Genomic DNA, 13,331 nt, shown 5'->3' with positions numbered 1-13,331 from the left:
GCAGTACGAGCAGTACGACAAGACGCAGCAACGACGCCAGAAGAGTTTTGTTAGCCGCTCTAAAGCCGACCCACTGAGCGGCAGATTACCGGCAGATACAGCCGCCGGGGCGCGGCGCGGGTACAGTGCAGGGCTTTCGTGGGCGTTGCGCCAGCCAGCGTAGCGCCTGCGGTGCCTGTTTCTGCCCGCCCCTCCCCTTTTTCTCCTTCTCAGTTCCCCATGTCCAACCTCATCGTGCACGGCGGTACGCCGCTGCGTGGCCGCATCACCCCGTCTGCCAACAAGAACGCCGTACTGCCGGTGCTCTGCGCCACCCTGCTCACCCGCGAGCCGCTGCGCCTGCACGGCGTGCCCGACATCACCGACGTGCGCAAGATCCTCGACATCTTTCGCATGCTGGGCAGCAGCGTGCACCTGGACGAACCCACGGGCACGCTGAGCCTGCACCACCAGGAAACCGTGTTCGACCCTGCGCAGCACCGACTGCCCGAGGAGATGCGCTCGTCCATCATGCTGATACCGCCGCTCCTGGCGCGCTTTGGCGTGGCGCGGCTCGAAGACAACGTCAAGGGCTGTACCCTGGGCGTGCGCGAGATCGACCCGCATGTGGAGGTGTTCCAGCGCTTTGGCGGCACGGTGGAGCGCGCCGAGGGCTCGCTGCTGGTGCGCAGCCAGGGGCCGCTCACGCCCACGGACCACTGGCTCGACTACGCCTCCGTCACCACCACCGAGAACTTCGTACTCTGCGCCGTGGAGGCCAACGGCACCTCGACGCTGACGAATGCAGCGTCGGAACCGCACGTGCAGGAGTTCTGCCGCTTCATGGTGATGCTGGGCGCGCGCATCGACGGCATCGGCACCTCGCGCATCACGGTGCAGGGCGGTGCGGCGCTGGGCGGTGGCGAGTTCCGCTTCGATGAAGACTTCCACGAGATCACCACCTTCCTGGCGCTGGGCGCCATCACCGGCGGCGATGTGATCGTGCGCAACAGTGCGCCGGGCAACTTCCCGCTGATCGACCGCACCTTCGCCAAGTTCGGCGTGGTCGTCACGCACGAGGACGGCTGGTCGCGCGCGCACTGCCCCGGCCCGCTCAAGGTGCAGACGCCCTTCACCAGCAACGTGCTGACCAAGGTCGAGGCCGCTCCCTGGCCCTACTTCCCGGTGGACCTGCTGCCCATCTTCATCGCCCTCGGGGTGCGTGCACAGGGCAATTGCATGTTCTGGAACAAGGTGTACGACGGCGCGCTGGGCTGGACGGGCGAACTCTCCAAGTTCGGCGCCCACGTGTTCTCATCGGACCCGCACCGGCTCATCACCTTTGGCGGCAATCCGCTGAGTCCGGCCCTGGTGGAGAGCCCCTACATCATCCGCGTGGCCATCGCCCTGTTCATGGTGGCGGCCAGCATCGAGGGGCGCTCGGAGATCCGCAACGCCGCGCCCATCCGCCGCGCCCATCCGCGCTTCGTAGAAAACCTGCGCAGCCTGGGTGTGAACGTGGAGTGGACCAGCGAGGAATGAGCGTCTGAGCGTCTGGAGCAGCGCTCTACCGGCGCCGGAACCAGAGCACCACGCCCAGGAACACCACGCCGGTGAGAATGGGCGACCACGACATCAGCAGCTCCAGCCAGGTCGATTTGCGGATGCCCGACCAGACCTCGACCTGCACGCGGTCGATGCGCAGGTTGCGCGACGACTCGAAGTCCAGCGACGGGGCCGCCTTGCGGTCCTCTTTAAAGCTCACGCCCTTGGAGGCCCCCACCATGGACACGGGCTGGCCCGCGCGGGCGCCCTTGTGCACCAGTTCGGGCAAAAACGAGATGGGCGAGGGGCCGTCAAACTGCAGGCCGGTCTGCCAGCGCGAGCCAGCGTCGCCATCGGCCAACGCCACGCCCGAAACCTTGACGACGATGGTGAAGGGGTTCTTGCTGGTGGGCAGCGACAGCTCGTCGCCGCGCCACCGCTCGGTGTCGGCGTAGATGCCCTTGCCCTTGTCGCCCGGCTTTTGCGCCTGCTTTTCCTGGAAGCGCTGGAACTTCGCCAGCGTCTCGGGCGACAGGTCGTAAATTTTCTCCAGCGTCTTGCCATAGGCGCCGGCTTCGTCCTTGGCCTGCGCGGACGGCAGGGCGACCGCCAGCATCAAAAAAGCGACGGCAAGCCATCGTCGCACGCTGCCCGAATGGGTGGCGAAAATCACGGTACGCATCTGAAACTCCCCCTCTTGTGCTCTTGTCGTTCGTTGTACACGCCGCCTGCATGCGCCGCGCAGCACGGAGTGTAGGAGACAATGCGCGTCCTTTTCACTGCCCGCCAGACGCCTCCTGCCCCATGCCCCTGCCTGCCGTTGCCCTGCTCTGCCTCGTGGTCGCCATCAGCGACGGCGACACCCTCACCGCACGCTGCGGCCCGCCCGGGGCCTACCAGCAGGTGAAGGTGCGGGTGGCAGCCATCGATGCGCCCGAGCGCAAGCAGGCCTTTGGCCAGAAAGCCCGGCAGAACCTGGCGCAGATGTGCTTCAAGCGCCAGGCGACACTGCAGCCCATCGAGGAGGACAGCTATGGCCGCACGGTGGCCAATGTGCGCTGCGGCGGCACCGACGTGGCCACCGCGCAGGTGACGGCAGGCCTGGCCTGGGTGTACACGCCGTATGCCGAGCGCCACCCGCACCTGGCACCGCTGCAGCGCCAGGCGCGCGCCCAGGGCGAAGGGCTGTGGGCACAGAAGCGCCCGCTGGCGCCGTGGGACTACCGGCACCGGCACCCCAGGCCCTATGGCAAAGGCCCGGGCAGTGGCCCGCATGGCATGGGCTGACCCCGCCACCGGCTGACAACCCGCACTGTTGCCGTGGCGGTCACCTCTGTGGCGGTGCACTTGCGCGCACCATCTCCAGGCGCTCCGGCAGCCTGCGCGCAAAGCCGGTAGCATCGGCAGGCACCCGGTATAAACCCTGAGGCCAGCGGCATGCCGTTTTTCTCCCGCCCTGCCTTGCAGACCACCTGCCCTTTCTCGCCGTCCAGCACCGCATCCCGTGTCCCAAACCTCCCAGCCCTCCCCCACACCGGCCGCCAGCGTCTACCGCCATTCAGGCTTTCTGGCCTTTCTCACCGCCCGCCTGATCGCGGTGTTCGCCACCCAGGTGCAGGCCGTGGTGGTGGCCTGGCAGGTGTATGACCTGACGCGCGAGCCGCTGGCCCTGGCCTACGTCGGCCTGGCGCAGTTTCTGCCCATGCTGTGCCTGCTGCTGCCGGCCGGCGACCTGATCGACCGCTTCGACCGCCGGCGCATCCTGGCCATCAGTTGGGCCGTGGGCGCCGTCTGCAGTGCGCTGCTGTGGTGGCTGTCGGGGCATGGCGCCACGGGGGTCAGCGGCATCTATGCGGTGCTGGTGCTGTTCGGCTGCGCACGCGCCTTTTCGGGGCCGGCCATGCAGAGCCTGTTGCCGCAGATCGTGCCGCGCGAGCAACTGGCCCAGGCCATCGCCGCCAACAGCATGCTGATGCGCGCGGCCAGCATCGGCGGGCCGCTGCTGGGCGGCATGCTGTATGCCGTGGGCGGCGGCGAGCTGACCTATGCGCTGTGCTTCGTGTGCTTTGCGCTCGGGGCAGCTCTGCTGGCGCGTGTGGCGGTGGCCTACGCCACCCCCGCCGCAGCGGCGCAGGGCACCATGTGGCAGCGCTTTGGCGCGGGCATCGTGTTCATCCGCTCGCGGCCCATCATCCTGGGCACCATTTCGCTGGACCTGTTCGCCGTGCTGCTGGGCGGCGTGGTGGCCTTGCTGCCCATCTACGCGCACGAGGTGCTGCACGTAGGCCCTGCCGGCCTGGGCGCGCTGCGCAGTGCCATGGCCGTGGGCGAGGTGGGCGCCGGGCTGTACCTGAGCATGCGGCCCTTCAACCGCAAGGTAGGGCAAACCATGTTCATCGCCGTGGCCATCTTCGGCGCGGCCAACCTGGTGTTCGCACTGTCCACGCTGTTCTGGCTGTCGTTCGCCGCGCTGCTGGTGGCGGGGGCCGCTGACATGGTGAGCGTGTACATCCGCGGCGCACTGGTGCAGTTCTCCACGCCCGACGAAATGCGCGGGCGCGTGAACGCAGTGAACATGCTGTTCATCGGCTCGTCCAATGAGCTCGGGGAGTTCCGCGCCGGCACCAGCGCCGCTTGGCTGGGGGTGGTACCGGCCGCCGTGCTGGGCGGCATCTGCACGCTGGGCGTGGTGGGGGCGTGGACGCTGGGCTTCAAGCAGCTGCGCAAGGTGGACAAGTTCGAGGAAGCGGCCAAGTCCCGCTGAGCCGGCGCGCACAGCGCCCCTACAACTGCTCACAACCTGCGGCGCATTTGTGTCGCCCGCGTAAAACCCGCCGCAGGCCCTTGCCTTGGCCCTGCGGCAGGCGCAGCATGGTGCCCCAGCCCTGCTTCAACAGGGCCGATGGATGCCTGCACCATGCTCCTGCACGACCTTGCCCCGCCCTCGCCCATCAACCGCCGCCAATGGCTGGCGCTGGCGGCCCTTGGCGCCTCTGCCAACGCGGTGCCGGCCTGGGCCACATCCGCCGCCGCACCGGCGGACCTGCCCGGCGAGGTACTGCCCGCCCGCCTGATGGACCGCATCACCTGGGGCTGCACGGCCCAGGGCGCACGGGCGCTGGCTGGCATGGGTCGGGAGGCATGGCTGGCCGCTCAGTTGCGCGGCCCCGCCAATGCGCCGCTGCCAGCCCAAGCGCAGGCGCAGATCGATGCCATGGCCATCACCAAGACCCCGTTTGAAACCCTGGCCCTGCAGATGGAGGCGCGCCAGCGCGAGGCCCGCGCCCTGCCCACCGAGGACGAGCGCAAGGCCGGCCTGGAAGCCTGGCAGAAGGACATGCGCAACCTGCAGCGCGAGGCCAGCCAGCGCTTTGTGCTGCGCGCGCTGTACTCGCCCGCCCAGTTGCGCGAGAAGATGACCTGGTTCTGGATGAACCACTTCAGCGTGTTCGCCGGCAAGGCCGACCTGCGCGCCAGCGTGGGCGACTACGAGGAGCGCGCCGTGCGCCCGCATGCGCTGGGCCGTTTCCGCGACCTGCTGGGGGCCACCACGCGCCACCCGGCCATGCTGCGCTACCTGGACAACGCGCAGAACGCCGCCGGCCGCATCAACGAGAACTATGCGCGCGAGCTGATGGAGCTGCACACCCTGGGCGTGGGCGGCGGCTACAGCCAGCAGGATGTGCAGGAGCTGGCGCGCGTGCTCACGGGCGTGGGCATCAGCCTGCGCCCGCTGGAGGACGAGCCCCCACGCATGAAGCCGGCCTTGCGCAGCCACTACGTGCGCCAGGGCCTGTTCGAATTCAACCCCCAGCGCCACGACTGGGAGTCCAAGACCCTGCTGGGCGCACCCATCCGTGCAGAGGGCCTGGCCGAGCTGGACGAGGCCCTGGACCGCCTGGCCCGGCACAGCGCCACGGCCCGCTTCGTCACGCGCAAGATGGCCGTCTACCTGGTGGGCGATGCGCCCCCGCCCGAGCTGCTCGACACCCTGGCCCGCACCTTCGAGCGCACCGATGGCGACATCGCCGCCGTGCTGGCCGAGCTGTTCCAGTCGAGCGCCTTCCAGGCATCGCTGGGCCAGCGCTTTCGCGACCCGGTGCAGTACCTGCTGGCCGGTGCGCGCCTGGTGCATGGCGAGCAGCAGGTGCTGGCGAGCACCGATCCCCTGCTCAACTGGCTGCAGCGCCTGGCCGAGCCGCTGTATGGCCGCGCCACGCCGGACGGCTACCCGCTGGATACCGCGACCTGGTCGGGCTCGGGCCAGATGAGCACGCGCTTCGAGGCGGCGCGTGTGCTGGGTGCCGGAGCCCTGGCACCAACCGATGCGCAGGGCAAGCGCCCGCCGCTACCGGCGCTCTCGCAAACGCCTTACCTGCAGCAGATCGACGCCACGCTGGCACCTGCCACGCGCGCCGCCCTGGTGCAGGCGACGTCGCCGCGCGAATGGAACCTTTTGTTCCTCTCTTCACCCGAATTCATGCACGGCTGAAAGGACTCCCCATGCTGCGAAGACACTGCCTGCAGGCCCTGGGCGCAGGCGCCCTGGGCCTGGCCACCGCATCGGCCCAGGTCGCAGCCGCCCCGCGCGCGGGCGATGCACGCCTGCTGCTGGTGTTCCTGCGCGGTGGCTACGACTGCGCGAGCCTGCTGGTGCCCACCAGCAGCAGCTTTTATTACGAAAGCCGGCCCAACATTGCCATTGCCCGCCCGGGGGAAGAAGGCGGTGCGCTGGAGCTGACCAGCGACTGGGGCCTGCACCCGGTGCTGGCGCCTTCGCTGCTGCCGCTGTACCAGCGGCGCGAACTGGCCTTCGTGCCCTTTGCCGGCACGGACGACCTCTCGCGCAGCCATTTCGACACGCAGGACAGCATCGAGCTGGGCCAGCCCCTCTCTGGGCGGCGCGACTACGGATCGGGCTTCTTGAACCGGCTGGCGGCCGAGCTGGGAGCCAAGCGGGACAAGGCGTCTCCGATGGCCTTCACCAGCACCCTGCCCCTGGTGCTGCGCGGCGCGGTGGACGTGCCCAACACGGCGCTGGCCGCTGCAGCAGGCAAAGCCGGCGTGGACGAGCGCCAGGCCGGGCTCATCGATATGATGTACCGCAGCACGGCCCTGGCCGGCCCCGTGGCCGAGGGCTTTGCCACACAGGCCGAGGTGGTGCGCAGCATGCAAGGCGAGCTGGACGCCGCCAGCCGCAATGCGCTGAGCACCAAGGGCTTCGAGGGCACGGCCCGGCGCATGGCGCGGCTCATGCAGACGCGCTACCACCTGGGCTTTGTCGACGTGGGCGGGTGGGACACGCATGTGGGCCAGGGCAATGCCACCGGCCCGCTGGCCAACCGCTTCGAGGAACTGGGCCGGGGCCTGGCCGGCTTTGCCGACGAGATGGGCGCCACGGCCTGGAAGAACACTGTGGTGGTGGTGGTCAGCGAGTTCGGCCGCACCTTCCGCGAGAACGGTAACCGCGGCACCGACCACGGCCACGGCACCGTCTTCTGGGTGCTGGGCGGTGGCGTGGCGGGCGGGCGCATCGCGGGCGAGCAGCAGGCGCTGAGCGCCACCACGCTGTTCCAGAACCGCGACCACCCGGTGCTCAACGACTACCGCGCCGTGCTCGGCGGCCTGTTCGGCCGCTTGTACGGGTTGAATGCCACGGCCCTGGCCCGGGTGTTCCCGGGCGCACGCGCCAGCGATCTGCGGCTCGTGTGAGCCGCGAGCGCATCACGCGTTGAGGACCCCGCTCATCAGCTCGGGCAGGCGCTCGATCTTCATCTTGAAGCCGCAGGCCTGCGCATGGCCGCCCCCGCCCATGCTTTCGGCCAGGGCGATGCAGTCGAAGTTGCGCTGCGAGCGCAGCCCCGCCTTCACGCCCTTGGCACCGGCGCTCCACATCAGCGCAAAGGTGCCGGTTTGGGCTGAAAGGATGTCGCCCACCAGGCTATGGAACATGCCGGGCGCATTCACCATCAACCCCTCGATGCCGTTGAACACCAGGGGCTGGGCGCCTTCGGCGATGTCGGCGCAGAGCTTTCGGTACTTCTCGTCCATGGCCGAGCCGCGCGCCATGAAACGCTCCAATTGCTCGGGCGTGAAACGGGCGATCTCCTGCCAGCGCTCGAAGGTCTGCGTCTCCATGTCCAGCGCAGAGAGAAAGGCCGCACTCTCAGGGAACTCCCACTTCCAGATATCGCGGTCTTCCACGTACTGCAGCAGCGCCGGCACGGGCGTGTGCGGGTGGAAAAACTCCCAGGCCAGGCGCGCACCGGACTTGTCCATGTCGAAGTGCACCACACCGCAGCGGCAGGCAAAGCCGGTGAGCTTTTCGGCCGCGCTCTTGTGGTGGTCGAGCATCACCAGGCGCGCCGCGCGCTCGTCGATGGCCGAGAGGATCTCGGCCGAGAACGAAAAGTCCAGGATGTAGACCGAGCGGCCATCGAGCGCGGGCAGGTCGTCCACCGACTGCACGTCGCCATGGTCCAGGCCCACGTATTCGGCCTTGTCGCCGTAGAACAGCCAGGCCGCCAGCGCGGCGCCAAAACCGTCCGGGCAGTTGCGGCCATGGTAGAGCACCAGGGGCGAGGGGTCGTTCAGATCGGGGGCAACCAGCAGTTGCAGGGGAAGAATCGATTTTTTCATCATTGCCGCCGATTGTCGCGCGCCTGCGTGACGGCGGGAACCAATACATTGCAGACGGGCTCGATAGGGTATGGTGTTTCGCATTCCATCCCCCTCGCTCTCCACCTTCTTTGGCCGGCCCATGTTCCAGACCCTCAAAGAACTGTTCGACAGTTTCACCGCCCCTTTTTCGCCTGAGGCCACTCCTTCAGAGCGCGCCCATTCCGTGCAGCTGGCGGCTGCCGTGCTGCTGGTGGAGGTGGTTCGCGCAGACGCCTCCATGGACCCCGCGGAGCGCGATGCCATGGTCCACGCCTTGCGCGAACGTTTCTCGCTCACCGACGACGAGATCCACCGCTTGCTGGAGCTGGCCGTTGACACCGCCAAAACCGCCTACGACTACCAGCGCTTCACCGGCAACCTCAATGACCACTTCACCCAGCCGCAGAAGATCGAACTCGTCGAGGCGATGTGGCAGGTGGCCTATGCCGATGCCCGCCTGGACGAGAACGAGATGCACGCCATCAGCAAGGTGGCCGGGCTGCTGCACGTGACGCACGGCGAGTACATCGCTGCCAAGATGCGCGCCAAGGAAGCGGCGGCCCTCCTTTGATCCGCGCTATACCGGCAGCCAGCGCCACCAGAAGGGCGTTTTCACTTCGCGCGCGCCGCGCTCCTGCAACAGCTGCACAAACTCCTTGCGGCCATGGCGCCTGGCCGCCTGCAGCGGCGTCATGCCGTCGAACTCCGAGCGCAGCGCTGGGTCCGCGCCGTGGTCCAGCAGGTAGTGCGCGATGGCACCGTGCCCGTGGATGAGGGCCGCCACCAGCGGCGTACACAGGATCTCGGGGTGCTGGTAGTTGGGGTTCACGCCCGCGCTGATGTGGTGGCGCACCAGCGCCAGATCACCGGCCACGGCGGCGGCATACATGTCTTTCCAATCGCCTGCGGACATGGGAACTCCTCCTTTGCTGATCAGCGCCGTTTGCCGTACTTGGCTGCGTACTCGGCAGCCAGCTTGCGCGCAGCCAGCTGACCCTTGGCATCGAGGATGCTCAGCAACTGCGCCCGGTTCTTGATGGCCTGGGGCTCGCCTGCGCTGGCCGGCATGTCGATCCAGGCAAAGGCCTGCACATAGTCTTGCGGCACGCCGTGGCCCTGGGCGAAGAGCAGGCCGTATTCGTTCTGCGCGGCCAGCGAGCCGGCCTCGGCCGCCTTGCGGTACCACAACGCGGCCTTCTCGTGGCTCTGGGGCACACCGGCGCCCTTGCGGTAGGACTGGCCCAGGTTGAACTGCGCCTGCACGTCGCCCTTCTCGGCGGCCAGCGTGGCGTAGTGCTCTGCACGCTGCATATCCTGCGGCACGCCATCGCCCTTGGAGTACATCAGGCCCAGGTTGGCCATGGAGGGCGTGTAGCCTGCCTGCGCCGCCTCGGTGAACAGCGCGACCGCCTTCTTCAGGTCCTTGCCCACGCCCTGGCCTGTGTAGTAGAGGCTGGCCAGCATGTGCTTGCCGGCAGCGTCGCCGGCATTCGCCGCCGCACTGAATTCCTTGAAGGCGGCGGCATAGTCACCCTTGCCGTAGGCGGCGATGCCGTCGTTCACAGCGGCTTGGGCAAGGGCGGGCAATGACATGGCGGCTCCCAGGGTCAAGGCGGCAGCAATGGCGCGCAACATCATCATCGGCGTGGGCTCCTTCGGCAAAGAGGGATCATGAATTGGCCGCATTCTGGCATGCCCGGCCGAAAGTGTCCGCTCGGCACAGGCTCTGGCCAGGTCGCCCCAAAAATCACCCACCTTGTGCCATCTGGTGGATGGTCTGCGCCAGCCGATCCGGGCACGAGAAGTAGGCCGAGTGGCTCGCATCGAGCGAGGCCACACTGGCGCAGAGCGAGGCGGCCTGCATCTGCCGCTGCAGCGCAATCGTCACGGCCCGGTCCTGCGTGAGCTCGATGTAATGCCGGCGCACCCGGCCATAGCGCTCAGGGGTGAGCTTCAGCCGCGTGAGCGCGGGCAGCGCGGGCTCGGGCGTCAGCAGCGCGCTCGCCAGGGCCACATCGGCATCGGAGCAGTCGGCATACAGCGTCTCCCGGTAGGCCTCGGGTGCCAGGCTGTCGGTGAGCGTGGCCCGGTGGATGCGCAGGTGCGTGCGCACCAGCGAATCCCGGTCCTGGCGGAAAAAGTCGGCCACGCGCTCGCCGCTCTGGAGCATGTAGGCCGCCAGGTAGGCCACGCCTGCCACCTTGCCGGGCCGCACCATCTCGGCCACGGTGGAGGCGACGATGCCGCCCCGGCTGTGTGCGACGATGAAGACCGGGCCATCGAGCGCATCGACCAGCCGGCACACATGCCGCGCCATGTCGGCGAGCGTGGTGCGCCCGCGCGCCAGTCGCCAGTGGCGGCCATGGGCCGGCAGGTCGGGCGCGTGCACGCTGTGCCCTGCCGCCTGCAGGTGCGGCACGACCTTGTGCCAGCACCAGGCGCCATGCCAGCTGCCGTGAAGGAGAACAATATTCATGGTGTTCAAGGGCTTTTTGCAAGCCGGAAGTGATGAAATCAGCCGGCACGATACGGAGCCACGCCCAGCACGGCTCGCCATTTTCGGACCTGCGAATGCCCGCACCCTGCCCCATAGCGCCATCTCCTTGCCCCATCCCCTCACCATGACCCCGCTCCACATCCTCTGGCGCGACGAGCACCTCGTCGCCGTCTACAAGCCTGCCGGCTGGCTGGTGCACCGCACGGGGCTCGATGCGGGCGAGACGCGCTTCGTGATGCAGACCCTGCGCGACCAGTTGGGCCAGCATGTGTACCCCGTGCACCGGCTCGACAAGGGCACCTGCGGCGTGCTGGTGATGGCGCTGCACAGCGATGCAGCACGCGCGCTGTCGCAGGCTTTCGAGCACCATGCCACGCACAAGCGCTACCTGGCCATGGTGCGCGGCTTTGCACCGGCAGCGGTGGAGGTGGACCACGCCCTCAAACCCGACGACGCCCCGGCCGATGCGCTGGTGCAGGACGCGCACACGCGCTTTCGCACCCTGGCGCAACTGACCCTGCCCGAGGCCAGCGACCCGCGCTTTGCCAGCACCCGCGCTTCGCTGGTGGAGGCCGTGCCCACCACCGGCCGGCGCCACCAGATCCGCCGGCACCTCAAGCACCTGGCCCACCCCATCATCGGCGACGCCACGCACGGCAAGGGCCCGCTGAACCGCTGGTGGGCCGAGCGCCTGGGCCTGCAGCGGCTGTGGCTGCATGCCTGGCAACTGCAGGTGCCGCACCCGGTGACGGGCGAGACACTGGTGTTCGACAGCGGGCTCAGGCTGGAGGCAGGCGATGGCGTGCAGCAGGCCGCCCCCACCGCCGACTGGCAGCGCCTGCTGGCAGAGCGCCCCTGGTGCATGGTCCCGTAACGCGGGCGACATGCAGCGGACGGCTGGCCCCGAATAATGGGTTTTCCCCAGAACAACGGAGACCGCACGCATGACCACCCCGACCACCGGCAACAACCGCGTCCTCGCCCACACGGGCGCACGCTACCCCATCATCCAGGCGCCCATGGGCTGGATCGCTCGCACGCAGTTGGCCTCTGCCGTGTCGCGCGCCGGCGGGCTGGGCATCATCGAGACCTCGTCGGGCGAAACCGCCAACTGCCAGGCCGAGATCACCAAGATGCGCGCCCTCGGCCTGCCCTTCGGCGTGAACCTGCCCATCCGCTTTCTGAAGGACGACGCCATGCTGCGCTTCGTCTGCGCCTCGGGCGTGCGCTTCGTCACCACCTCGGCCGGCAGCCCGGCCAAGTTCATCGCACCGCTCAAGGACGCGGGCATCACCGTCTACCACGCCGTGCCCACGCTGGAGGCCGCGCTCAAGTGCGTGGATGCGGGCATCGACGGGCTGGTGGTGGAAGGCGGCGAAGGCGGCGGCTTCAAGAACCCTGAAGAGGTGTCCACCCTGGTGTTGCTGCAGGCCATCCGCGCGCGGGTGGACGTGCCGCTGGTGGCCGCCGGCGGCATCTGCGACGGGCGCGGCATGGCTGCGGCCTTCGCGCTGGGCGCCGAGGCCGTGCAGATGGGCACGCGCTTCGTGAGCTGCGCCGAAAGCCCGGTGCACGCCAACTACAAGAACGCCATCGTGGGCGCCAGCACCACCGGCACCTGGATGCTCAACACCCGCGCCAGCCCCTGCATCCGCGCGCTCAAGTCCGAGCGCACTGCCGCGATTCACGAAGCCGGGCTGATGCCGGCGGACAGCTTCGAGGGCATACAGCGCGTGTACTTCGACGGCGACATGGAGGCTGCGCCAGCGCTGGCGGGGCAGACGGCGGGGCTGATCGATTCCGTCAAGACGGCGCAGCAGATCATTGACGATACGGTGGCGGAGTTTTTTTCCATTACGGCGCGCATGGGTGCGATGGGCACGGCGCGTTCCTTCGGTTGATGGGTGGTGGGTGGTGGGCCCACAATGGCCCGGCGAACCGCACTTCCAAAGGACCTTTGCCATGCCCACCCTTTGCAGACACACCACCAAACGCCCGTACCGCCTGCCCCCAGGGGCCGGCCTGTTGCTGCTGGCCGCAGCGCTGCTCACAGGCTGCAGCACACCCGCCGCCAACACCGAGACCAGCCCCGGGCCGGCCAGCGCCGAGCGGGCGCACCTGCCGCTGCTGCGCGGCTGGTTCGACGGCAAGGAGGTGCTGTACGTGACCACCGACGCATCCGACGCCGAGGTGGCGCGCGAGCACCTTGCCAACCACGTGCCCCAGCTCGCCCATGCGCTGGCCGACGTGCCCAGCGCTGCGGGCGGCAACCGGCGCCCTGGCGCCACGTCGCGCGTGTACGGCAGCACCAACTTCCGCCAGCCCAGTGTGTTCGCCTCGGCCCCGGAGCCCTTGGGCCATGCCAACCGCAGCGCGGCTTACAGCCCGCTGTGGCAGCTGGTGAAGGTCACTTGGCGCGACCCTGCGCAGGCGCGCGTGCTGCGGTCGGAGGAGGAGGTGCTGGATGCTGCCGACAAGGGTTTTGTGGTGCTGGAGGTGACGCGGGTGGTGCTGAACTGTCCTATTGTTCATCGGGGGGAGTTGGGGGTGTTGCCGGGGGTGACGGTGGATGGGCGTACACCGTGAGCGGATTGCACTGCTGAGCATGACCCCAACGGTGCATTGCTGTCTTTTTTGGCGGCGTGCTTTG

At 68.5% G+C, this 13,331-nt stretch carries 14 protein-coding genes; 9 read left to right on the top strand and 5 right to left on the bottom strand.

What is annotated here, in order from left to right; all coding sequences use genetic code 11:
• Window positions 1–219: 219 nt before the first annotated feature.
• Entirely contained in the window at window positions 220–1,521 is a 1,302-nt protein-coding gene (locus tag ASE31_RS29795; protein ID WP_057206705.1) for a UDP-N-acetylglucosamine 1-carboxyvinyltransferase, read from the top strand.
• A 25-nt stretch (window positions 1,522–1,546) separates the two neighbouring features.
• On the opposite strand, the gene ASE31_RS29790 is transcribed toward ASE31_RS29795, so the two are convergent.
• Entirely contained in the window at window positions 1,547–2,206 is a 660-nt protein-coding gene (locus tag ASE31_RS29790) for a hypothetical protein (RefSeq protein ID WP_057206703.1), read from the bottom strand.
• A gap of 122 nt (window positions 2,207–2,328) precedes the next feature.
• Here ASE31_RS29790 and ASE31_RS29785 point away from each other — a divergent pair, with 122 nt between their 5' ends.
• From ASE31_RS29785 to ASE31_RS29770, 4 genes are all read left to right on the top strand, one after another.
• Window positions 2,329–2,811 carry a thermonuclease family protein gene (locus tag ASE31_RS29785; protein ID WP_057206702.1) on the top strand — a complete coding sequence of 161 codons (483 nt, stop codon included), beginning with the start codon at window positions 2,329–2,331 and terminating at the stop codon, window positions 2,809–2,811.
• Window positions 2,812–3,028: 217 nt separating this feature from the next.
• Complete coding sequence (locus ASE31_RS29780) at window positions 3,029–4,288, top strand: MFS transporter (RefSeq protein ID WP_057206700.1); 1,260 nt, start codon at window positions 3,029–3,031, stop codon at window positions 4,286–4,288.
• 153 nt (window positions 4,289–4,441) lie between these two features.
• Entirely contained in the window at window positions 4,442–6,016 is a 1,575-nt protein-coding gene (locus ASE31_RS29775; protein WP_057206744.1) for a DUF1800 domain-containing protein, read from the top strand.
• Between the two features lie 11 nt (window positions 6,017–6,027).
• On the top strand, window positions 6,028–7,236 hold the full coding sequence (locus tag ASE31_RS29770) for a DUF1501 domain-containing protein (RefSeq protein WP_057206698.1): 1,209 nt from the start codon (window positions 6,028–6,030) through the stop codon (window positions 7,234–7,236).
• Window positions 7,237–7,248: 12 nt separating this feature from the next.
• Here ASE31_RS29770 and ASE31_RS29765 read toward each other — a convergent pair whose 3' ends face one another.
• Window positions 7,249–8,166, bottom strand: a complete 918-nt coding sequence (locus tag ASE31_RS29765) for a DHH family phosphoesterase (protein ID WP_082604438.1) — start codon at window positions 8,164–8,166, stop codon at window positions 7,249–7,251.
• A gap of 118 nt (window positions 8,167–8,284) precedes the next feature.
• Between ASE31_RS29765 and ASE31_RS29760 the strand changes: the two genes are divergently transcribed.
• Window positions 8,285–8,755: a TerB family tellurite resistance protein gene (locus ASE31_RS29760; protein ID WP_057206740.1), complete on the top strand. Its 471-nt coding sequence runs from the start codon at window positions 8,285–8,287 to the stop codon at window positions 8,753–8,755.
• Window positions 8,756–8,761: 6 nt separating this feature from the next.
• Here the strand turns inward: ASE31_RS29760 and ASE31_RS29755 are convergent, their stop codons facing one another.
• The 3 genes from ASE31_RS29755 to ASE31_RS29745 all read right to left on the bottom strand — a co-directional run bounded on the left by ASE31_RS29755 (window position 8,762) and on the right by ASE31_RS29745 (window position 10,660).
• The gene (locus tag ASE31_RS29755; protein WP_057206696.1) at window positions 8,762–9,097 is read right to left on the bottom strand and encodes an ankyrin repeat domain-containing protein; all 336 of its coding nucleotides are present in this window, start codon (window positions 9,095–9,097) and stop codon (window positions 8,762–8,764) included.
• A gap of 20 nt (window positions 9,098–9,117) precedes the next feature.
• Entirely contained in the window at window positions 9,118–9,777 is a 660-nt protein-coding gene (locus ASE31_RS29750; RefSeq protein WP_162261451.1) for a tetratricopeptide repeat protein, read from the bottom strand.
• Window positions 9,778–9,931: 154 nt separating this feature from the next.
• The gene (locus ASE31_RS29745; RefSeq protein ID WP_057206692.1) at window positions 9,932–10,660 is read right to left on the bottom strand and encodes an alpha/beta fold hydrolase; all 729 of its coding nucleotides are present in this window, start codon (window positions 10,658–10,660) and stop codon (window positions 9,932–9,934) included.
• Window positions 10,661–10,805: 145 nt separating this feature from the next.
• Here ASE31_RS29745 and ASE31_RS29740 point away from each other — a divergent pair, with 145 nt between their 5' ends.
• The 3 genes from ASE31_RS29740 (at window position 10,806) to ASE31_RS29730 (ending at window position 13,267) form a co-directional block, all read left to right on the top strand.
• A complete protein-coding gene (locus ASE31_RS29740; protein ID WP_057206738.1) occupies window positions 10,806–11,555 on the top strand; it encodes a pseudouridine synthase in 750 nt (249 codons plus the stop codon).
• 70 nt (window positions 11,556–11,625) lie between these two features.
• Window positions 11,626–12,582 carry a nitronate monooxygenase family protein gene (locus ASE31_RS29735; protein ID WP_057206691.1) on the top strand — a complete coding sequence of 319 codons (957 nt, stop codon included), beginning with the start codon at window positions 11,626–11,628 and terminating at the stop codon, window positions 12,580–12,582.
• Window positions 12,583–12,643: 61 nt separating this feature from the next.
• On the top strand, window positions 12,644–13,267 hold the full coding sequence (locus tag ASE31_RS29730) for a hypothetical protein (RefSeq protein WP_057206688.1): 624 nt from the start codon (window positions 12,644–12,646) through the stop codon (window positions 13,265–13,267).
• Window positions 13,268–13,331: the final 64 nt, after the last annotated feature.

This window comes from Acidovorax sp. Root217, from assembly GCF_001428645.1.
Taxonomy (GTDB): domain Bacteria; phylum Pseudomonadota; class Gammaproteobacteria; order Burkholderiales; family Burkholderiaceae_C; genus Acidovorax.
This window is presented reverse-complemented; position numbering and strand designations above follow the sequence as displayed.